20 protein-coding genes are annotated in these 18,740 nt (G+C 59.1%); 9 read left to right on the top strand and 11 right to left on the bottom strand.

What is annotated here, in order from left to right; genetic code table 11:
• The first annotated feature begins 212 nt into the window (after positions 1-212).
• A complete protein-coding gene (locus tag FQ192_RS30790; protein WP_149661908.1) occupies positions 213-863 on the top strand; it encodes a hypothetical protein in 651 nt (216 codons plus the stop codon).
• Between the two features lie 97 nt (positions 864-960).
• On the opposite strand, the gene FQ192_RS30785 is transcribed toward FQ192_RS30790, so the two are convergent.
• From FQ192_RS30785 to FQ192_RS30775, 3 genes are all read right to left on the bottom strand, one after another.
• Positions 961-2,487: a SulP family inorganic anion transporter gene (locus FQ192_RS30785; RefSeq protein WP_149661907.1), complete on the bottom strand. Its 1,527-nt coding sequence runs from the start codon at positions 2,485-2,487 to the stop codon at positions 961-963.
• A 91-nt stretch (positions 2,488-2,578) separates the two neighbouring features.
• Positions 2,579-3,310 (bottom strand): carbonic anhydrase, encoded by a 732-nt coding sequence (locus tag FQ192_RS30780; protein WP_149661906.1) that lies wholly within the window; start codon positions 3,308-3,310, stop codon positions 2,579-2,581.
• Positions 3,311-3,554: 244 nt separating this feature from the next.
• Positions 3,555-4,613 carry a PA0069 family radical SAM protein gene (locus FQ192_RS30775; protein ID WP_149661905.1) on the bottom strand — a complete coding sequence of 353 codons (1,059 nt, stop codon included), beginning with the start codon at positions 4,611-4,613 and terminating at the stop codon, positions 3,555-3,557.
• Between the two features lie 393 nt (positions 4,614-5,006).
• Here FQ192_RS30775 and FQ192_RS30770 point away from each other — a divergent pair, with 393 nt between their 5' ends.
• Positions 5,007-5,312 (top strand): hypothetical protein, encoded by a 306-nt coding sequence (locus FQ192_RS30770; RefSeq protein ID WP_149661904.1) that lies wholly within the window; start codon positions 5,007-5,009, stop codon positions 5,310-5,312.
• Between the two features lie 60 nt (positions 5,313-5,372).
• Here FQ192_RS30770 and FQ192_RS30765 read toward each other — a convergent pair whose 3' ends face one another.
• The 3 genes from FQ192_RS30765 to FQ192_RS30755 are packed head-to-tail and all read right to left on the bottom strand — an operon-like array spanning position 5,373 to position 9,170.
• The gene (locus FQ192_RS30765; RefSeq protein ID WP_149661903.1) at positions 5,373-6,629 is read right to left on the bottom strand and encodes a cytochrome c; all 1,257 of its coding nucleotides are present in this window, start codon (positions 6,627-6,629) and stop codon (positions 5,373-5,375) included.
• Positions 6,630-6,641: 12 nt separating this feature from the next.
• On the bottom strand, positions 6,642-8,426 hold the full coding sequence (locus tag FQ192_RS30760) for a GMC family oxidoreductase (protein WP_149661902.1): 1,785 nt from the start codon (positions 8,424-8,426) through the stop codon (positions 6,642-6,644).
• A gap of 3 nt (positions 8,427-8,429) precedes the next feature.
• Complete coding sequence (locus tag FQ192_RS30755) at positions 8,430-9,170, bottom strand: gluconate 2-dehydrogenase subunit 3 family protein (protein WP_149661901.1); 741 nt, start codon at positions 9,168-9,170, stop codon at positions 8,430-8,432.
• A 305-nt stretch (positions 9,171-9,475) separates the two neighbouring features.
• Here FQ192_RS30755 and FQ192_RS30750 point away from each other — a divergent pair, with 305 nt between their 5' ends.
• The gene (locus FQ192_RS30750) at positions 9,476-10,123 is read left to right on the top strand and encodes a dual specificity protein phosphatase family protein (RefSeq protein ID WP_149661900.1); all 648 of its coding nucleotides are present in this window, start codon (positions 9,476-9,478) and stop codon (positions 10,121-10,123) included.
• Positions 10,124-10,172: 49 nt separating this feature from the next.
• On the opposite strand, the gene FQ192_RS30745 is transcribed toward FQ192_RS30750, so the two are convergent.
• Positions 10,173-10,460, bottom strand: coding sequence for a YheV family putative zinc ribbon protein (locus FQ192_RS30745; protein ID WP_149661899.1), 288 nt, complete (start codon positions 10,458-10,460; stop codon positions 10,173-10,175).
• Positions 10,457-12,535 (bottom strand): oligopeptidase A, encoded by a 2,079-nt coding sequence (gene prlC, locus FQ192_RS30740; protein ID WP_178129290.1) that lies wholly within the window; start codon positions 12,533-12,535, stop codon positions 10,457-10,459. The genes FQ192_RS30745 and prlC overlap by 4 nt, the downstream gene beginning before the upstream one ends.
• A 62-nt stretch (positions 12,536-12,597) precedes the next feature.
• Here prlC and FQ192_RS30735 point away from each other — a divergent pair, with 62 nt between their 5' ends.
• The 3 genes from FQ192_RS30735 to FQ192_RS30725 all read left to right on the top strand — a co-directional run bounded on the left by FQ192_RS30735 (position 12,598) and on the right by FQ192_RS30725 (position 14,466).
• Positions 12,598-13,143, top strand: coding sequence for a gamma carbonic anhydrase family protein (locus FQ192_RS30735; RefSeq protein ID WP_149661897.1), 546 nt, complete (start codon positions 12,598-12,600; stop codon positions 13,141-13,143).
• A 28-nt stretch (positions 13,144-13,171) separates the two neighbouring features.
• Positions 13,172-13,822, top strand: coding sequence for an HAD family hydrolase (locus FQ192_RS30730; RefSeq protein ID WP_149661896.1), 651 nt, complete (start codon positions 13,172-13,174; stop codon positions 13,820-13,822).
• A gap of 185 nt (positions 13,823-14,007) precedes the next feature.
• Positions 14,008-14,466 carry a transposase gene (locus FQ192_RS30725; RefSeq protein WP_149661895.1) on the top strand — a complete coding sequence of 153 codons (459 nt, stop codon included), beginning with the start codon at positions 14,008-14,010 and terminating at the stop codon, positions 14,464-14,466.
• A 105-nt stretch (positions 14,467-14,571) separates the two neighbouring features.
• Here FQ192_RS30725 and FQ192_RS30720 read toward each other — a convergent pair whose 3' ends face one another.
• Positions 14,572-15,663 carry an aminopeptidase gene (locus FQ192_RS30720; RefSeq protein WP_149661894.1) on the bottom strand — a complete coding sequence of 364 codons (1,092 nt, stop codon included), beginning with the start codon at positions 15,661-15,663 and terminating at the stop codon, positions 14,572-14,574.
• 60 nt (positions 15,664-15,723) lie between these two features.
• Here FQ192_RS30720 and FQ192_RS30715 point away from each other — a divergent pair, with 60 nt between their 5' ends.
• Together FQ192_RS30715 and FQ192_RS30710 are read left to right on the top strand one after the other, a co-directional pair.
• Positions 15,724-16,146: a hypothetical protein gene (locus FQ192_RS30715; RefSeq protein ID WP_149661893.1), complete on the top strand. Its 423-nt coding sequence runs from the start codon at positions 15,724-15,726 to the stop codon at positions 16,144-16,146.
• Positions 16,147-16,186: 40 nt separating this feature from the next.
• On the top strand, positions 16,187-16,606 hold the full coding sequence (locus FQ192_RS30710; protein ID WP_149661892.1) for a hypothetical protein: 420 nt from the start codon (positions 16,187-16,189) through the stop codon (positions 16,604-16,606).
• Between the two features lie 5 nt (positions 16,607-16,611).
• Here FQ192_RS30710 and FQ192_RS30705 read toward each other — a convergent pair whose 3' ends face one another.
• A complete protein-coding gene (locus tag FQ192_RS30705; protein WP_149661891.1) occupies positions 16,612-16,851 on the bottom strand; it encodes a DUF1161 domain-containing protein in 240 nt (79 codons plus the stop codon).
• Between the two features lie 174 nt (positions 16,852-17,025).
• Entirely contained in the window at positions 17,026-17,457 is a 432-nt protein-coding gene (locus tag FQ192_RS30700; protein WP_008152515.1) for an OsmC family protein, read from the bottom strand.
• 240 nt (positions 17,458-17,697) lie between these two features.
• Here FQ192_RS30700 and FQ192_RS30695 point away from each other — a divergent pair, with 240 nt between their 5' ends.
• Complete coding sequence (locus FQ192_RS30695; RefSeq protein WP_149661890.1) at positions 17,698-18,699, top strand: LLM class flavin-dependent oxidoreductase; 1,002 nt, start codon at positions 17,698-17,700, stop codon at positions 18,697-18,699.
• Positions 18,700-18,740: the final 41 nt, after the last annotated feature.

Below are 18,740 nucleotides of genomic sequence, written 5' to 3'. Positions count from 1 at the left end.
ACCTCGCAACGTGAGGGCGTAAATGATCTGAAACAGCTGGGACTTGCGTTCAAGGGCACGAATGGAGAAGGATGCAGACGAGTGGTGGCAAAATAGATATAACTTCGAAGTATCAAGGATGAAATAATTATGACAAATGCGTCTTAGGAAATTTTCTACGCCAGCTAAGTTATGTCTTCCCTATTTCACAGCCTTTGTTTCCTGGAGTTTTCATGAACACCGCCGCATTGCGCGAGCAGATCCAAAAAGCCCAACAACACGAGGCCGAGACCGGCCTGTTAACTCGTCAACTGGAAACCCAACTGCCTCACCTGCACGCTGCCATCCAACTCCCGGATGTCGATGCCAAAGGCGTGATGACCCGTTTTGTGACGGCTTATATAGAACAAGTGCCGGACCTGTTGGACGCAGCCAATGATGTCGCACGGGAAGCGGGCATCGAATCGCAGATCAAACCGGTGCTGAAAATCGCCGAGCAGTTCTTCCTCCAGCCGCCGGCGATCATGACCGGGCATATCGGCCTGGACAGCCTGCTGGACGAAGCCTATCTGGCGCATCGGTTGGTCGAAGAGGTCAATGACCTGTACATCAAGCATTTTGGCCAGCCACTGATCCCCTTGGACATGACTGTCGCCAACCTGATTGCCCACCAACTGATCGGCGAGGAATTTGCCAACCAGCTGGATGAGGCGGTGCATCACGCCGTGGACGAGATGCTTAACGAAGACAGTTTCGCGCTGGAATCGGTGGAGGCCTACCGCGAGAAACTCAACAGCCCGGACACCGGTGCCGCGTGGAAACGCTGGCCGTGCCTGTCGCGCCAGTTGGGCGTGGGCCTGGAGCTGGATCAGCCAGCCGCCTAAACGACACATCCCCCTGTAGGAGCAAGGCTTGCCCGCGATGGCGTACTCAAGTACGCCAAAAGCTTCGCGAGCAAGCTTCGCTCCTACAGGTTACGTATTACCCGGCAGAACCTACGCCGGATGTGGTCCGTAAACGCCCTTCCAACCGACGCTTCAACCCCCGCGCTTCAATCACCAATTTCGAGCCCTTGGCCGCATTTGCCCGGCCCCACTCCTCAAGTAACTCCAGACACGAATGGTCGATGTAGCTCAGGTTATTGAGCGGCACATGCACCGTCGCGCCCGCGGGAATGGTCCCCAGTACCTGAGTCAGCGCCGGCACCTTGAGAAAGGTCGCTGCACCGATCAAACGCAGCTCCATTTCGCCGTCCTTGGGCAGGTCGATCAGGCTGATCTTCAGTCGCGAGGCTTTCCAGGCCAGTTTGGCCAGGGTCAGGCCGAAGCCGATCAGCACGCCGGTCAGCAGGTCGGTGAAGATGATCGCCAATGCGGTCGCCGCATAGGTAAACATCGGCATCCGGCCGTAACGGCCCAGGCCGCGAAAGGCCTTGAGGTCCACCAGTTTGAACCCGGTGTAGACCAGCACACCCGCCAGGCTCGCCACCGGAATGCTTTGCAGCACGCTGGACAGCAACAGCACGAACGCCAGCAACCACAGGCCATGGAAAATGGCCGAGTAGCGGGTTGTTGCACCGGCCTGGACGTTGGCCGAGCTGCGCACGATCACGCCGGTCATCGGCAGTGCGCCGAGCAAACCGCAGAGCATGTTGCCCACGCCTTGTGCCGACAATTCCCGGTCGAAGTCCGAACGCTCGCCGCTGTGCATGCGGTCCACGGCGGCAGCCGAGAGCAGGGTTTCGGCGCTGGCGATAAAGGCCACGGCGAACGCGGCGATCAGGATCGTCGGATCGGCCAGGTTGAGCAGGTCCGCCGGTTTCAGCCAGTCGATGGCTTCCGCCAGATTGGCCGGGACTTCCACGCGTTTGACCTGCAAGGCAAGCATCAGGCTGGCAACCGTCGCCAGACCGACACCCAGCAAGGCACCGGGCACGAACCGCAGGGAATGAGGGCGGAATTTTTCCCACAACCACATCACCGCAATCGTCGACAGCCCGAGCAAACCTGCCTGCCAGCCAAAGGACGGCAAGGCCTGGAGCACCGCCGCCGGAAAAGCCGCCAGGTTATCCAGACCGGACGGTTTGGGCACGGCATCGAGCATCACATGCACTTGTGACAGCACGATCAACACGCCAATCCCGGCGAGCATGCCGTAGACCACCGCCGGTGCCGTCACCCGAAACCAGCAGCCCAATTTGAAGCGCCCGGCCAGCAGTTGCAGAAAACCCGCCAGTAGCAGGATCGGTCCGAGCATGGCGACACCATGCTGGCGCACCAGCTCGAACACCAACACCGCCAGACCCGCCGCCGGGCCGCTGACTTGCAGCGGTGAGCCGGCAATCCAGCCTACGACCAGGCCACCGATGATCCCGGTGATCAGGCCTTTGGCCGGCGGCAACCCCGAGGCGATGGCGATGCCCATGCACAAGGGCAGGGCCACCAGGAACACAACCACCGAAGCCAACAGCTCCCGTGGCAGAACAGCTTTCAGTTGCGCAGCACGCATAGGGAATCTCCCGAAGTTTTCTTCAGGCATGGCAAAGCCTGGCTGCTCAATCGGCAGCCTCGGCTCAACCACGCTGGGGATTTAGGAGGTTTTAGAAGCGCGCTTTAGGCGTCGCCACCGGAATCGGATGACTGCCATCCAGGGGCAGGAAACAGCCCTGATCGGCGTCATAGGCTTTGATTTCGCTGGTTTCGATGCTGTAGACCCAGCCATGGATAAACAGCTGACCGTTGGCCATGCGCGAGGCCACCGATGGATGGGTGCGCAGGTGCTGCAACTGGGCGATCACATTCTCTTCGGTGAGGATGTGCATGCTTTCGCTTTCGTTAGCGCAATTGCAGTTTTCCTGGACCATGGTTTTCGCCACTTCGGCGTGCCGCAGCCAGGCTTTGACGGTGGGCATTTTTTCCAGGCTTTGCGGGTTGAGCACCGCGCGCATGGCGCCGCAATCGGAATGGCCGCAAATGATGATGTGTTGCACGCCCAAGGCCAGCACCGCGTATTCGATGGCCGTGGAAACGCCGCCGTTCATTTGCCCATAAGGTGGCACAACGTTGCCGACGTTACGGGTCACGAACAAATCACCCGGGGAGCTTTGGGTAATCAACTCAGGCACGATGCGCGAATCGGCGCAGGCGATGAACATCGCCCGTGGGCTCTGGGCCGTGGCGAGTTTCTTGAAGAGTTCTTCCTGCTGCGGAAAGACTTCGTGATGAAAATGCAAAAAGCCGTCAACGATATGCTTCAGCGCTGCATCGGCGGATTCCGCCTCGGGAAGCGCTTGCGCCGACGCAGCCAGCGGCTGTTTATCCTTGTCACTCATGATTCATCCTCTTTGACGGAGTCGGGGGAAGTTTCCCGTTTTGTCCGATATGAAGCCAGTGGCTGTTTAAAAAACGTCCAGGTCGAAGATCTCGACCCATCAGTCACTCGATGAACAAGGTAACTGCCGAAACTTAACTCAAACTGAATCAAACGCTCTAGAACGTGTGTTCCAGGTCACAAAAAACGTGACCGGCGTAATGGCTCAGTGCCTTTTACCCTACTCAACCTTAGGCCAATTGTCCTTAAATCAACGACATTTGGCGACCCGGCGGACAGAAGGCATCGCAGTCCAGATTAAACCCTTCGCGCCGATTGAGCCCCAGGCGTTTGATGGACTTGGCGAAGCGTTGGGCCAACAGGTCGGCGAACGGTCCTTCACCGCGCATCCGCGCACCGAAACGGCTGTCGTACAGCTCCCCCCCTCGACTCTGGCGGATCAGGCTCAGCACATGCGCCGCACGCTGCGGGTAGTGGGCGGCCAGCCATTCCTCGAACAGCGGGGCGACCTCCAGCGGCAGGCGCAACATCATATAGGCCGCGCTCTGGGCCCCGGCCGCGTGGGCTTCGGTGAGCAGGCTTTCAAGCTCGCTGTCATTGATCATCGGAATCATCGGTGAGCACAAGACCCCCACCGGAATCCCCGCTTCGCGCATCACCCGAATGGCCCGCAACCGCGCCTTGGGTGCCGCCGCGCGAGGTTCGAGGATGCGCTTGAGTTCATCGTCCAGGGTGGTGAGGCTGATCATCACCGCCACAAGGCGCTGTTCGGCGAGCTCAACCAGCAGATCCAGGTCGCGCAGGATCAACGAACCCTTGGTGATGATGGTCACCGGATGCCGGTAACGCAGCAGCACTTCCAGGGTTTGGCGGGTGATCTTGTGTTCGCGCTCGATCGGCTGATAAGGATCAGTGTTGGAGCCCAGGTTGATTGGCGCACATTGATAGCCGCGTTTGGACAGTTGCTCCTCCAGCACGTCGGCGGCGTTGGTCTTGGCGATCAGCCTGGTTTCGAAATCCAGCCCCGGCGACATGTCCCAATAGGCATGGCTGGGTCGCGCGTAGCAATAGATGCATCCATGCTCGCAGCCGCGATAGGGATTGATCGAACGGTCGAAGGGCAGGTCCGGCGAGTTATTGCGGGTGATGATGGTTTTCGCCGTCTCGATACGCACTTCGGTGCCCTGGGTGACCGGCGCTTCCTGATACCAGCCGTCATCCTCGGCCACCGAACGGTTCGGCGCGAAGCGGTTGTGCGGGTTGGTGGCGGTGCCGCGACCGCGAGGGGGCAATGGCGTGTGCATTAGATGATCCTGCGATGCTGTATGCACATACAGTATCGCAGGAGGCAATCGGCGACCAGTGCCGTTCGGCGTCCGGAGCGACGCCGTTTTCAAGTTAACAAGCGTTTCAGAGCTTGAGGTCCCTCATTGATCTGGAGGATTTTGCAATGACCCTGTAGGTCGGTTCATCTTTATGGCTGATCGGTTCTACCTTGAACACTTCGGTAACTTGCTCTTCTTTAAGTGCTGAAGATCTAATGATTAAATCGGTTGAGCTCAAGTTGTACTGGTGGCTATAAGCCCCGATTTGGTGAAATCACGAAACATATAATCAGTTGTCTGCCCGCTGATAGTCTAATTAAAATCCGCAGCACACGGATTCTCGTGTTTAACTTAATTAAATGGAATTAACCCATGTCGTTTTTTAATCAGCGCGGTATCTTTTTGCAGCTAATGGCTCCAAGTATTGTTAGCCCGAACGAGGTACAAGTCTCGATGCAACTTGCCCGCAAAGAAATGGGCTGGGACGCGGTCAATGAAGAACAGACCGAATCTCTGGTGGATTCCATCACTGTTACTGCGGTGTCCGGCGATGCCGGCCAGTCCTTCAGTATCAACACTGTCCCAAGCGATGTAGACGGTGACGGTGATATCGATGGCGCTGACAAGGCAAAGCTGTTGGCTCTGGCCAAGGCATACGCGGCCATCGTCAATCCTTGATACGCGGTTAGTTGATCAACCTGCATGATCACTCATGCAGGTTTTTATGCGCGTGACGATTTAGTTATGTTGCGTAAGTTGGCCAAGGTCATCGCTGGATGTTGTTTTCATATCGTCTTTGCGCAACTCCGCCACCTCGCCGGGTTTAACTATCGACCCTTTATTTCCCCAACTCGTACGGATGAAAGTTACGACTTCCGCCACTTCCTGATCCGACAAGCGCCAGGCAAACCCAGGCATGGTGAAGGTTGAAGGCGCGGTGTGAGTCGCCGGTAACGTACCGCCCTTGAGTACGATGTGAATCAGCGACGTCGCATCTTCCGACTGCAACACCGGGTTGCCCGCCAGCGCCGGGAACACCCGCGTATAGCCATGGCCGTCCGTCCGGTGACAGGCTGCGCAGTTGTCGATGTACACCGAGGCGCCCGGCTTGCTGTCATCACCCTTCCACAGTGCCTGGGCGACTTGCTTGTCGTACTGGTGCGGCTGGTCGTTAGGGTCGTTGGCTGGCAGGGACTTGAGGTAGCGGGCAATCGCGGTCAGGTCGGCGTCGGTCATATATTGCATGCTGTGGGTCACCACATCGCTCATGCCGCCGAATACTGCACTGCGGTCGCTGCGCCCGGTCTTGTGGTCGCCCCGCAGACTTTTCGCGATCCAGCCTTCCAGCGGCGCGCTGCCTGACAGAAACGTGCTGCCTTCGCTCGCATTCAGGGATTTTTCCTGCATGGTCAGGGCGCGCGGCGTATGGCAGGCGCCGCAATGTCCCAGGCCTTCCACCAGATACGCCCCACGGCTGACGACCGCATCGGCGCCGGGCGCTGCCTGGTAATCCGCCACGGCCGGGGCGAACAGCCAGCGCCAGCCCATCAGCGGCCAACGCATGCTCAACGGCCAGGGAATGTCGCTGGTCTTGTTCTCCTGGGCCACCGGCGCCACGCCGTGCATGAAGTAGGCATACAAGGCCTGCATGTCGGTTTGGTTGACGCTGGCGTAGGACGGATACGGCATCGCCGGATACAGCGTGCTGCCGTTTTTGGCCACACCGTGGCGCACCGCTTTGTCGAAGTCTTCGAAGCTGTAGTCCCCGAGGCCGGTTTTGTCCGGGGTGATGTTGGTGGAGTAGATCGTGCCGATCGGTGTTTCCATCGGCAAGCCGCCGGCGAACGGCTTGCCGTCCTTGGCGGTGTGGCAGGCCACGCAGTCGCCGGCCCGGGCCAGGTATTCGCCTTGTTTGATCAGATTTTGATCAACTTCTGCGGCGCAGATCGAGCCACTGCCGAGCAGGGCGAAGGTCGCGATAACGAGTGCTTTCATGGTGATCGCTCCTTAAGCCTGAACCAGCGGGCCGGGGTTTTTCAGGTACTGCTCGCGAATCGCCCGGGCCGACCAGTAGGTCAACGCCGCCACCAGACCTGTAGGGTTGTAGCCCAGGCCTTGTGGGAAAGCGGATGCACCAGGGACGAATACGTTGTGCACGTCCCAGCTCTGCAAGTAGCGGTTCAGCGCACTGGTTTTCGGGTCGGTGCCCATGATCGCGCCACCGTTGAGGTGAGTGGTCTGGTAGGCCGCGGTGTTGAAGTGATCACCGACCTGTTTGCCGATCACCGCGATGGCTTTGGGGCCCATGGCTTCGGCGATCTTGCCCATTTTCTCGACCATGAAGCGGTTCATCTTGATGTCGTTTTCCTGCCAGTCGAAGGTCATCCGCAACAGCGGCAAGCCGTAGGAATCGCGGTACACCGGGTCGAGATCGAGGTAGTTGCCACGGTAGGACTGATGCGCACCGTGGGCGTCCATCGACACCTGGTGGGTGTAGTAATCGGCGGTGGCGCGTTTCCAGGCACTGCCCCAGGCCGGTGTGCCCGGCGGGTTGGAGGTCCCGGCGATCGGTCGGCTGCCGGCCTGGTTGACCCACATCGGCGAACCACCGACGAAGCCATGAGGGCCGTGATCGAAGTTGTCAGCGTTGAAATCATCGATCGCCACGCCATTGCCGCCGGCTCCGATGAAGTTATTGGTGTGGGTGTCTTTGTCAAAGAACGCCTTGATCGTGGCCATGTTCTGGTAGGCGAAGTTCTTGCCGACCACGCCTTCGCCACTGATCGGGTCGTACGGCTTGCCGATGCCGGACAGCAGCATCAAACGCACGTTGTGGAACTGGAAGGCGCCGAGGATCACCAGGTCGGCGGGTTGCTCGATCTCCCGGCCCTGGCCATCGATATAGGTCACGCCGGTGGCTTTGCTCTTGGTGCTGTCGAGATTGACCCGCAGCACGTGGGAGTTGGCGCGCAGTTCGAAATTCGGCAGCGGCTTGAGCGCCGGCAGAATGTTCACGTTGGGCGATGCCTTGGAATACATGTAGCAGACGTAACCGCTGCAAAAACCGCAGAAGTTGCACGGGCCCATCTGTGCGCCGTAGGGATTGGTGTACGGGCCGGAGGTGTTGGCCGACGGCAGGTTGTAGGGTTTGTAACCCACGGCTGTGGCGGCTTTCTGAAACAGTTGTGCGGAAACGGTGTTCTTCTGCGATTCCAGCGGGAAGGGGTTCGAGCGATCCGGCGCGTAAGGGTTGCCGCCCTTGCCTTCACCGACCAGCTGACCGTTCACCGTCCAGGCCTGGCCTGAGGTGCCGAACACTTTTTCGGCGTAATCGAAAAACGGTTCCAGTTCTTCATAGCTGACGCCGAAGTCCTGGATAGTCATGTCCTTGGGGATGAAGTGTTTGCCGTAGCGTTCTTCGTAATGGCTGCGCATCCGCAGCTCGATCGGATCAACCCGAAAGTGCACGCCGGACCAGTGCAAACCCGCGCCGCCCACGCCATTGCCGGGCAGGAACGCGCCGAGCTGGCGGTTCGGCAGGGCGATGTCATTCACGCTATGGCGAATGGTCACGGTTTCTTTGGAGATGTCCTGAAAGAGTTTTTTCCGCACACTGTAGGTGAGTTCGTCGATCACCTGGGGATAGTTGCCGTCGGGGTAAGTGTCCTGCATCGGCCCGCGCTCCAGCGCCAGCACGTTCAGGCCCGCTTCTGTCAGCTCCTTGGCCATGATCGCGCCCGTCCAGCCAAAACCGACGATCACTGCGTCGACCTTCTTCATTACCGTTGCCATGGCTTATGCCCTCTCGCCGCGAATCGAAACTGCCGGGAAGGGGTATTGCTCGTTGCGTTCCACCCAATCCATGAAATCGGCGCGGGCGCCGGGGAAGCCGATCATGGTCCAGCCGACCATGCCTTTGTTGCCGCCGTGGATCGGGTCGCAGAAGAACCCTTCCTTGGTGTTTTGCAGCAGCAGGTTGAAGAAAATTTTCGACGGCACGCTGGCGAAATCGGGTTTTCCGGCCTCGAGTTGCTTGAGCAAATCATCTCGGGTAGCGCTGTCTTGCTCAGCAAATACTTTACCGTTGAAGGTTTTCGACCAAGCGTCCGTGGCGGCGATGCCCAGGCGATAGATCTCTTTGGGTACGAGTTTGCTCTGCCAGCCCATTTCCGCCGGGGCGTCGGCATTGAACGGACCCTGCATGAACCACAACGCGCCGGCGGCGTACGGGGTGTTCATCTGGCGATCGATGTATTCCGGCACGCCGGCTTCCAGGGCGCCGGGGCCTTGGGCATCGTTCGGGATCAGTTGAGCGACGGCGGCCTTGATGAATGCCCATTCTTCGGCGGTGAAGTAGCTGGGTTCATAGGTGCTGGCGCTGACGGGCGTCTTGCCGGGACTGGCAGGCGCCGCTTCGGGTGCGGCGAGCAGGACAGAACTGCCCAGCGCGGTGCTGGCGACGGTGACCACCGGGATCAAGGTCAGGGATTTGCGCAAAAACTCACGCCGGGGGTTGTCTCGATCTTGATCAGACATGGGGGGGCACCTCATCAGGCATTGATGGTTTTTTAGCCGTTTCGTGGAGCGGCTTTTCGTTTTGGCAGGAATGGGGACGATGGTTAATGAGTAAACCTCCCGCACTTCTGCAAACTTTGGTAACAAATGGTAGCAGCCTAAGTATCAAGAAAAACCGATTCAGCCTAAATAAAGCGGGCTTTTGCGACGAAAGTCGCCTGCGGTGCGATGGATTCACGATTCTTTGACAGGCGGCTCACGGCCCTTTGACCGCTCAAAGCCGAAGCTGACTGTCATCAATCCGCTTCCTCCTGCACGGTCCCAGCATGTCTAAAACCCGTCTTATCCCTGCGATGTGCCTGTCGCTGGTTGCCTTTTTCAACCTGTCGCTGGCCATGGCCGACGATGCCGCTTCACCTCGGCCTGCGGAATGGGCGCAGTCGGTGGAGACGAAGTACAACCTCTTTCAGATGTCCCCGACCCTTTACCGCAGCGCCTTGCCCGATAGCGCAATAGTGCCGCTGCTGGAAAAGCTCAAGGTTGGAACCGTTATCAACTTCCTGCCTGAATCGGACTCCCGCTGGCTGACCACGCCTGGCATCAATCAGGTCCAACTGCCTTACCGCACCAATCACGTGGATGACGCGCAGGTACTCGCCGCCCTGCGCGCGATTCAGACCGCTGAGGCCAAAGGCCCGGTGCTGATGCATTGCAAACACGGTTCTGATCGCACTGGCCTGATGGCCGCGATGTATCGGGTAGTGGTGCAGGGCTGGAGCAAGGAAGACGCGCTGAAAGAAATGACCGAAGGTGGTTTTGGCGACAGCACCCACTTCAGGGATGGCGTTCGCTACATGATGCAGGCCGATGCCGACAAACTGCGCACCGCGCTGGCCAATGGCGATTGCAGCACCAGCCCGTTCGCCATGTGCTCGATGAAGAGCTGGTTCAAGTCGGCCAACGTCGAGAAGTAGTCAAGCGGCCCACCGTCCACACCCTTGCGGCATGGACGGCGGTATCGACTCAGTGTGGCTCGTCAGGCTTTTTCTTCAGCTTCGGGTTCGGGAAGAATTGCACTGCCTGAACCTTGGCATCCGGCGCTTTTAGCGCCGAAACGTTGACCCGCGTGCCCAATTCCTTGGGCACCGACAGGCCTTGTTCATTGAGCGTGTCGGAATAACCGCAGGCCACGCACTCACGGTGCGGGACCTCGTCTTCGTTCCACATCATCAATTTGTCCGGCTCGCTGCACGCCGGGCAGACCGCCCCGGCGATAAAGCGTTTCTTGGTGATCACAGGCCCCTCGCTCATGCTGCCGCGTCCTCACTCAGGCCGCTGTGGCGCAAGAGTGCGTCAATCGATGGCGCACGGCCACGGAAGTCGACGAACAGCACCATCGGTTCCTGAGAACCACCGCGGGCCAGGATCGCTTCACGGAAGGCGCGGCCGGTTTCGGCATTCAGTACGCCGTCTTCTTCGAACTTGGAGAAAGCATCGGCCGACAGCACTTCCGCCCACTTGTAGCTGTAGTAACCCGCCGCGTAACCGCCGGCGAAGATGTGGGCGAAGCTGTTCGGGAAGCGGTTGTAGGCCGGCGGACGCATCACCGAGACTTCGTCGCGCACGCCTTCGAGCACTTGCGCCACACTTCGACCGTCGCCATGGGTTGCATGCAGTTCGAAGTCGAACAGCGAGAACTCCAGTTGGCGGACCATCATCAGGCCGGACTGGAAGTTCTTCGCTGCGAGCATTTTGCCCAGCAGGTCCTGGGGCAGCGGTTCGCCGGTTTCGTAGTGACCGGAAATCAGCGCCAGGCCTTCCGGCTCCCAGCACCAGTTCTCCATGAACTGGCTTGGCAGCTCGACCGCATCCCACGCCACGCCGTTGATGCCGGACACGCCAGCATGCTCGACGCGGGTCAGCAGGTGATGCAGGCCATGGCCGAATTCGTGGAACAGGGTGGTGACTTCATCGTGGGTCAGCAGCGCAGGCTTGCCGCTGTCGGCCGGGGTGAAGTTGCACACCAGATTGGCCACCGGGCTTTGCAGCACGCCTTCAGCGGTGCGACGACGGTCGCGGGCGCCGTCCATCCAGGCCCCGCCGCGCTTGTTGGCGCGGGCGTAGAGGTCGAAGAAGAAGCGGCCGACGTGCTGGCCGTTTTCCTTGATCTCGAACAGGCGAACATCCGGGTGCCAGGTGTCGAAGCCTTTCTGCTCGGCGATTTCGATGCCGTACAGACGCTGAACGATGGCGAACAGCCCGCCCAGCACTTTGTCGATCGGGAAGTAGGCGCGCAGGGCTTCCTGGGCAACGCTGTAGCGTTGTTCACGGAGTTTTTCACCGTAGAAACCGCTGTCCCAGCTTTGCAGGTCCGGGCAGCCTTGTTCGGCGGCGTAGGCCTTGAGCTGTTGCAGGTCCTGGGCGGCGAACGGTTTGCTGCGCTTGGCCAGGTCACGTAGGAAACTGAGTACCTGGTCGCTGGATTCAGCCATTTTGGTCGCCAGACTCAGCTCCGAGAAGCTGGCGAAACCCAAGAGTCTCGCAAGCTCCTGACGCAGGTCGAGGATTTCTTCCATCACCGGGCCGTTATCGTTCTGACCGGCATTCGGGCCCTGGTCCGACGCACGGGTGCAGTAGGCGGCGTAGACTTCTTCGCGCAGGGCGCGGTCGTGGGCGTAGGTCATCACCGCGTAGTAGCTCGGGAATTCCAGGGTGATCAGGAAACCTTCCAGGCCTTTGGCCTGTGCCGCAGCAGCCATTTGCGCCTTGGCCGAATCGGTCAGGCCGGCAAGCGCGGCTTCGTCGGTAACGTGTTTGGTCCAGGCCTGGGTGGCGTCGAGCAACTGGTTGGAGAAGCGGCTGCCCAGCTCCGACAATTTGCTTTGCACTTCGGCGTAACGCTTCTGTTCGGCTTCCGGCAGATCGATACCCGACAGGCGGAAGTCACGCAGCGAGTGTTCCAGGACGGTTTTCTGCGCCACATCGAAACCGGCGGCTTCCGGGCTGTTGGCCAGGGCTTCGAAGGCCTGGAACAGTTCGCGGTTCTGGCCCATCTCGGTGGAATAGGCGCTCAGGGCTGGCAGGCAGGATTCGTAGGCTTCACGCAATTCGGCGCTGTTGCACACGGCGTTCAGGTGGCTGACCGGGCTCCAGGCAGCGCCCAGGCGATCATTGAGTTCGTCCATCGCCAGCACCAGGCCGGCCCAGGTCGGTTGTGTGGCCTGGGTTTTGAGGATCTCGATGATGGCGGCGCGGTTGTCAGCCAGGATCTGTTCAATGGCCGGTTGCACGTGCTCGGCGCGGATCGCCGAGAACGGCGGCAGGTCGTAGGACTGCAAAAGAGGGTTGTTCACGCTCACGGTTGGCACCTTGGCTGGAAGAAACATGCGGCCATCTTAATTACAATCGACGCTCACCGCAGCTATCAGCGACAGAGAGAGAACCTATCGTGACCCTTCGCAAGTATCTGAACCACACGCCACTACTGGGCAAAGGCGCTTTTGTCGATGGCTCGGCGGTGGTGATCGGCGACGTCGAAATCGGCGATGACAGCTCCGTCTGGCCGCTGACGGTGATTCGCGGCGACATGCACCGCATCCGCATCGGTGCACGCACCAGCATCCAGGATGGCTGCGTGCTGCACATCACCCATGCCGGGCCGTTCAACCCGGATGGCTTTCCGTGTTTGATCGGGGATGACGTGACCGTCGCGCACAAGGTCATGCTGCACGGCTGTTCGGTGGGCAATCGGGTGTTGATCGGCATGGGCAGCATTGTCATGGATGGCGCGGTGGTCGAGGACGATGTGATCATCGGCGCCGGCAGCCTGGTGCCGCCGGGCAAGCGCCTGGAAAGCGGTTTCCTGTATGTCGGCAGCCCGGTGAAACAGATCCGGCCATTGACTGACAAGGAACAGGCCTTTTTCACCTACAGCGCGGCGAACTACGTGAAGCTCAAGGACCTGCATCTGGCTGAAGGCTACGACCAGCTCTGAACCGTCCCACTATTGACCAGGATTTTTCATGCATTACCAAACTGTTCTGTTCGACCTCGATGGCACCCTCACCGACCCGCGCGAGGGTATTACCCGTTCGATCCAGTTCGCCCTGGCCAAACTGGGCATCGACGAGCCCGACCTGACCAAGCTCGAACACTTCATCGGCCCGCCGCTGTTGCAGGCGTTCATGCAGTTCTATGAGTTCGACGAGCCCAAGGCCTGGGAAGCGGTGAACTTCTATCGCGAGCGTTTCAAAGTCACCGGCCTGTATGAAAACCGCGTATTCGACGGCGTTACACCGCTACTGGAAACCCTGAGCGGGCAAGGGCGGCAGCTCTACATCGCCACCTCCAAACCCTGGGTGTTTGCCCGGGAAATCGCCCGGCACTTCGACTTCGCCAAGCACTTCAAAGTGATTTACGGCAGCGAACTGGATGGCACCCGCACCAACAAAGTCGAACTGATTGCCCATTTGATCGCCGAAGAAGACCTCGACCCGGCCAACACCTTGATGATCGGCGACCGCAAACACGACTTGATCGGCGCCCGCAGCAATGGCCTGGACGCAGCGGCAGTGGGTTACGGGTTTGGCAGCCGGGAAGAACTGAGCGCCGAAGCACCGGCGTATCACTTTGAAACGCTGGAAGAGATGCATCGGGCGTTTTTGCGGCGTTAATCAATACGCCTTCGCGGGCAAGCCTCGCTCCTACAGGAAGTTCATTACATTGGTGTATCACCTGTAGGAGCGAGGCTTGCCCGCGAAGGCGTCCCAGCAGACACATCCTGACCAACTGTCCTCACTCCGATCCCTTCTGATCGTCCTAGGCTAAAAACCAAGGCCACGATCAAGGAGGATCATCATTGCCAGAGCTCAAACATGCCCATCGATTGCGCAACGGACGCAATTCGGAAACTGGGCAGATTTATCTACTGACAGCCGTAGTGCTCAATCGAGAACCGCTGTTCCACGACTTCAAGTGTGGGCGTTTGGTGGTCGACGCCTTTAGAACGGCTGAGCGAGAAGGCTTCGCGGACTCACTGGCCTGGGTCGTCATGCCGGACCATTTCCATTGGCTGATCGAGTTACAAAACACTCAACTGCCCACGTTGATGGCTCGGACCAAATCACGCATTGCAGTGACGCTGAATCGTGCGATAGGGCGCCAAGGTCCCGTTTGGCAACACGGGTATCACGATCGCGCAATCCGAAAGGAAGAGGATTTGCAGGCTGTTGCTCGATACATCGTGCGCAATCCGATACGTGCGGGATTGGTTTCGAAGGTTGGGGATTATCCGCTGTGGGATGCGATTTGGTTGTGATTTCAAAGACGCCTTCGCGGGCAAGCCTCGCTCCTACAGGTTCACGTCGATTTCGAAATCAACGCAAAACCCGTAGGAGCGAGGCTTGCCCGCGAAAAGGCCGGATTAGCCACCGCCAATTCCTGACCCTGCCAACGATTTCAACGCCGCCTTACGCTCAAGCACCGGCAATCCACCCAACCGCTCCACCTCGGCATAAAACCTCACCCAATCCCCATCAACCTGCTTGAACAACGCCGCAAACGCCGGCACCCACTGGTCATACAAACCAAATGGCAGCAGCTTGGCGTTGTTCATTGGCGCATTGATCCACGCGTCATAGCGTTTATCCCCAGCCCATCGGGTATCACGCATCGTCCGATAATCACGGCGTAACCGTTCGAACTCCGCGGCTTTGCGTTGGCGCATCTGCTCGGCAGCCAAGGGTTGTGCGTAGAGCCGTTCCAGGCGTGCGCGGGTGTCCAGAATCAGTTGAGTGAGCTGATCACGCTGTTGCATCAGTGCGCCATTGTCCGGGGCGAGCCCGCGACTGGCGCGCCATTGGCGAGTGCCTTCCTGCTCGACAAACGTGGCAAAGGATTCGTTGAACTCAGTGTCGTCCTTCACATAAAAACGTTGATGGGCCAGCTCATGAAAGATCAGCGTGGCCAGCCGCTCGTCGCCCCAGTTCATCATCGAGCTGATGATCGGATCGTTGAACCAACCCAGCGTCGAGTAGGCCTCGACCCCGCCAATTGACACGTCCATGCCCTTCAGTCGCTGCAATGCCGCTTCGCCCCTGGCCGCGCTCTGGCTGTAGTAGCCGCGATAGGCGACGCACCCGGCGATGGGAAAGCAATGGTTTTGCGCCTTGAGGGAAAATTCCGGCGTGGCGAAGACATTCCAGACGACATACGGCCGGCCAATGTCGGCGTACAGACGGTAACTTTGGTTATCCGGCAGGTGCAGATGCTCGCTGGCGAATACCCGGGCCTTTTGCGACTGAGCCAGATGCGCACGCAGTTTTGGATCGCGTTGGGGATCGGCAATCACTTGGGAAACCGGCTCCCGGGCCCGCAGCAATTGCAGCTGACCCTCGGCCAATTGGCCGTAGTAGCTGACGCTGGTGCAACCGTTGAGCAACAAAAACAACACACCCGGAAACAAAACGCGCAAAACGCGATCAAGTAACCCAAGGCTTGGAAGCGGCCTGATCAAAATAAGAACATCCCTGGAAAGTCTGCCCACAAGACTATCCCGCCAAACTGGAGCTCCGCTATGCGCAAGTTGATGCTGACAGGGGGCCTGCTGACGCTGGCCGGCTGTGCCGGATTCGGAATGCCCGATCCGGACCCGAACCAGGCGTGGATCGACCTGAACTCAAAACAGGAAGATGCCGCTCTGCAAGCGCTGAAGGTCGATGACAAGGCCGCCACCGACAAACGCTACTTCGAAGTGCAGCCCGGCAGCCATGAATTGAAGGTTCGCTACCAATTCGCGGTGCAGCCCACCAACATCGGCACCGACGCCGAGCCGCTGTGGCGCGATTGCCAGTTGAATGTGAAATTCAAAGATTTCAATGCCGGTGAGCGTTATCAACTGCAAGCGGGGAATATCGGCTTCCGGCCGTGGGCCAAGCTCTACGACCAGCAGCGCAACGTGATCGGGCAGGGCACACCGGCAGGCTGCCAACGCACGTGATCGGCGTTATGCTGAATGCCCAATCCTCGGGACATTCATCATGCGCAGGTTCTTGCTATTGCTCAGTGCGGGCTTTATCGCCGGTTGCGTAAGCCCGTTGCCCAGCGTCAATCCGCAGATGGCGTGGATTGACCTCGCGACCCCGACGCCGGGCGGCAAATTACTGATGGCGGAGCGTTTGGATAATCAGCGCCTGACTGATGGGCGATTCTTTCAGGTAACGCCTGGCAGCCACGAACTGACGGTGCGTTTCGATTTTGAAACGTTCGCCGGAGGGCTGGGGATGCTGAGCGATCCACAGGAGCGGCTGTGCTACATGACCGTGCCTTATGATCACTTTGAGGCCGGTCAGCACTATCGCCTGGAAGGGCGCTCCCTGTCCTTTACCCCGAGCGCCCGACTGGTGAACGCCAAGGGCCAGATTGTGGCCACGGAGCGGCAGATCAACTGCGTGCCCTAGGCCAATCAGCGATCGTTCTTTTGGTAGATGATGGCTTTTCTGCCGTTCTCACAGGTGCCAACGACCATGGCGATGTCGTGCTTTTCAGCTTCTTTTCTCGTGACAATCTCCAGGGTGTAGGAGGGCACGGCCTTGGCCTGGATCTTCACTTCAATCTCATTCTTGAGCGCTTCACATGATTTCGGTGCCGCCAGGGCCGAAGTGGCCAGCGCGCAACAGATAATCGCCAAGGCAAAACGTTTCATGGTTGAAGCTCCTTGAAGCAGCGCGCAGGTTGCTGCGCTTCAGACTGCTGTCATTTATTCGAACACCATTGTGCCTGCCGGGTTTTGTTCTGAGACAAAAAAGATCGCAGCGTTCGCCAGCCCCAAGTCATCTGGAGCTGCCGAAGGCTGCGATCTTTGCGTCTCGACGCCGATTTAGCTGACTAGCGTGGCATCCAGGCTGATCTTCGCATTCAGCACCTTGGACACCGGACAGCCTTCTTTGGCCTTGTTGCTCAGCTCTTCAAACTGCGCCTGGGTCGCCCCTGGGATTTTCGCCTTAAGGATCAGTTTCACTGCGGTGATCGCAAAACCACCGTCTACCTGATCCAGCGTGACCTCGGCATTGGTATCGATGCTGTCAGCCTTGAGGCCGGCATCGCCGAGGATCATCGAAAACGCCATGGAGAAACAGCCCGCATGGGCTGCGCCGATCAGCTCTTCGGGATTGGTGCCCTTGCCGCCTTCGAAACGGGCCTTGAAGCCGTAGGGCGCTTCTCTGAGGACACCGGTTTCCGTGGAAATCGAGCCGATGCCGGTTTTCAGATCACCTTCCCAATGAGCCGATGCTTTCTTCGTGATAGCCATGTCTGCCTCCTCAAGATCCGGCGCGGGATGTCACGCCTTCGTGGTTTTCGGTTGCTAAGGGTTCTGAGGATAGAAGACTTGGCAAAGTTCATCTTGTCGGATCAAACCGCTTATCTGGTAGGCAAATTCAGGTCTGCTATTGAAACTCGGGTATATGCCCTCATTGCATAGGGAACGCCTTTAGACTCGGCAGGTTTTCGTTCGTGAAAAAACCTGCGCCCCCATTGGAGAAGCAGGTTTATGAAACGATTGTCCGATATCAAATACTCCACTCTCGACCTGGTGCCCGTGCGCGAGAACGGCAGCGCGGCCCAGTCGCTGCGAAATTCCCTGGACCTGGCGCAGCATGTTGAAAAATTTGGCTACACCCGCTTCTGGGTCGCCGAACACCACAACATGGACGGCATCGCCAGTTCCGCGACCTCGGTGCTGCTCGGCTATCTGGCGGGCGGCACCTCGACCATTCGTGTCGGTTCCGGAGGCGTGATGCTGCCCAACCACGCGCCTTTGGTGATTGCCGAACAGTTCGGCACCCTGGAAAGCCTGTACCCCGGCCGTATCGACCTGGGCCTGGGCCGCGCACCAGGTTCCGATCAGATGACCGCCCGCGCGTTGCGTCGTGAGCGCTCCGGCAGCTCCGACGAATTCCCGGAAGACGTGGCAGAACTGATGCGCTACCTCGGCCCGCGCACGCCGGATCAGCGGATCATCGCGATGCCGGGGACCGGCACCAATGTCCCGGTCTGGTTGTTGGGTTCGAGCCTGTTCAGCGCGCAACTGGCCGGTGAGCGCGGTTTGCCTTACGCCTTTGCCTCGCATTTCGCACCGCGTTTCATGCACGAGGCGATTCGCGTCTATCGCAATCATTTCAAGCCTTCGGCGGTGTTGGACAAGCCCTACGTGATGCTCGGCGTGCCACTGGTGGCGGCCGACACCGACGAACAGGCCGATTACCTGGCAACGTCGGTCTACCAGCGGATTCTTGCGCTGATGCGTGGCCAGAGCCTGGTGCAGCGTCCGCCGGTGAAAACCATGGACGGCCTGTGGCTGCCCCATGAGAAAGAAGCGGTCGGCGATTTCCTCGGCCTGGCCATGGTCGGCAGCCCACAGAAAATCCGCGCCAAACTGGAGGTGCTGATTGAGCAGACCCAGGCTGACGAGCTGATTTTCACCAGCGACCTGTATGAACATGCCGATCGCGTGCATTCCTACGAGTTGCTGGCGCAGGTGATGAAGGGCTGACGCTCAAACTGCGGGCATAAAAAAGCCGACGCTGATACGTC

This window comes from Pseudomonas sp. ANT_J12, from assembly GCF_008370045.1.
Lineage (GTDB): Bacteria > Pseudomonadota > Gammaproteobacteria > Pseudomonadales > Pseudomonadaceae > Aquipseudomonas.
The sequence above is the reverse complement of the archived record's forward strand: the minus strand, read 5'-3'. Positions and strand labels throughout refer to the sequence as shown.

What these genes read in the sequence shown, in the direction of transcription:
- FQ192_RS30790 (WP_149661908.1), top strand. Translation starts at nt 213, where the DNA reads ATGAACACCGCCGCATTGCGCGAGCAGATCCAAAAAGCCCAACAACAC.
- FQ192_RS30785 (WP_149661907.1), bottom strand. Translation starts at nt 2,487, where the DNA reads ATGCGTGCTGCGCAACTGAAAGCTGTTCTGCCACGGGAGCTGTTGGCT.
- FQ192_RS30780 (WP_149661906.1), bottom strand. Translation starts at nt 3,310, where the DNA reads ATGAGTGACAAGGATAAACAGCCGCTGGCTGCGTCGGCGCAAGCGCTT.
- FQ192_RS30775 (WP_149661905.1), bottom strand. Translation starts at nt 4,613, where the DNA reads ATGCACACGCCATTGCCCCCTCGCGGTCGCGGCACCGCCACCAACCCG.
- FQ192_RS30770 (WP_149661904.1), top strand. Translation starts at nt 5,007, where the DNA reads ATGTCGTTTTTTAATCAGCGCGGTATCTTTTTGCAGCTAATGGCTCCA.
- FQ192_RS30765 (WP_149661903.1), bottom strand. Translation starts at nt 6,629, where the DNA reads ATGAAAGCACTCGTTATCGCGACCTTCGCCCTGCTCGGCAGTGGCTCG.
- FQ192_RS30760 (WP_149661902.1), bottom strand. Translation starts at nt 8,426, where the DNA reads ATGGCAACGGTAATGAAGAAGGTCGACGCAGTGATCGTCGGTTTTGGC.
- FQ192_RS30755 (WP_149661901.1), bottom strand. Translation starts at nt 9,170, where the DNA reads ATGTCTGATCAAGATCGAGACAACCCCCGGCGTGAGTTTTTGCGCAAA.
- FQ192_RS30750 (WP_149661900.1), top strand. Translation starts at nt 9,476, where the DNA reads ATGTCTAAAACCCGTCTTATCCCTGCGATGTGCCTGTCGCTGGTTGCC.
- FQ192_RS30745 (WP_149661899.1), bottom strand. Translation starts at nt 10,460, where the DNA reads ATGAGCGAGGGGCCTGTGATCACCAAGAAACGCTTTATCGCCGGGGCG.
- prlC (WP_178129290.1), bottom strand. Translation starts at nt 12,535, where the DNA reads ATGTTTCTTCCAGCCAAGGTGCCAACCGTGAGCGTGAACAACCCTCTT.
- FQ192_RS30730 (WP_149661896.1), top strand. Translation starts at nt 13,172, where the DNA reads ATGCATTACCAAACTGTTCTGTTCGACCTCGATGGCACCCTCACCGAC.
- FQ192_RS30715 (WP_149661893.1), top strand. Translation starts at nt 15,724, where the DNA reads ATGCGCAAGTTGATGCTGACAGGGGGCCTGCTGACGCTGGCCGGCTGT.
- FQ192_RS30710 (WP_149661892.1), top strand. Translation starts at nt 16,187, where the DNA reads ATGCGCAGGTTCTTGCTATTGCTCAGTGCGGGCTTTATCGCCGGTTGC.
- FQ192_RS30705 (WP_149661891.1), bottom strand. Translation starts at nt 16,851, where the DNA reads ATGAAACGTTTTGCCTTGGCGATTATCTGTTGCGCGCTGGCCACTTCG.
- FQ192_RS30700 (WP_008152515.1), bottom strand. Translation starts at nt 17,457, where the DNA reads ATGGCTATCACGAAGAAAGCATCGGCTCATTGGGAAGGTGATCTGAAA.
- FQ192_RS30695 (WP_149661890.1), top strand. Translation starts at nt 17,698, where the DNA reads ATGAAACGATTGTCCGATATCAAATACTCCACTCTCGACCTGGTGCCC.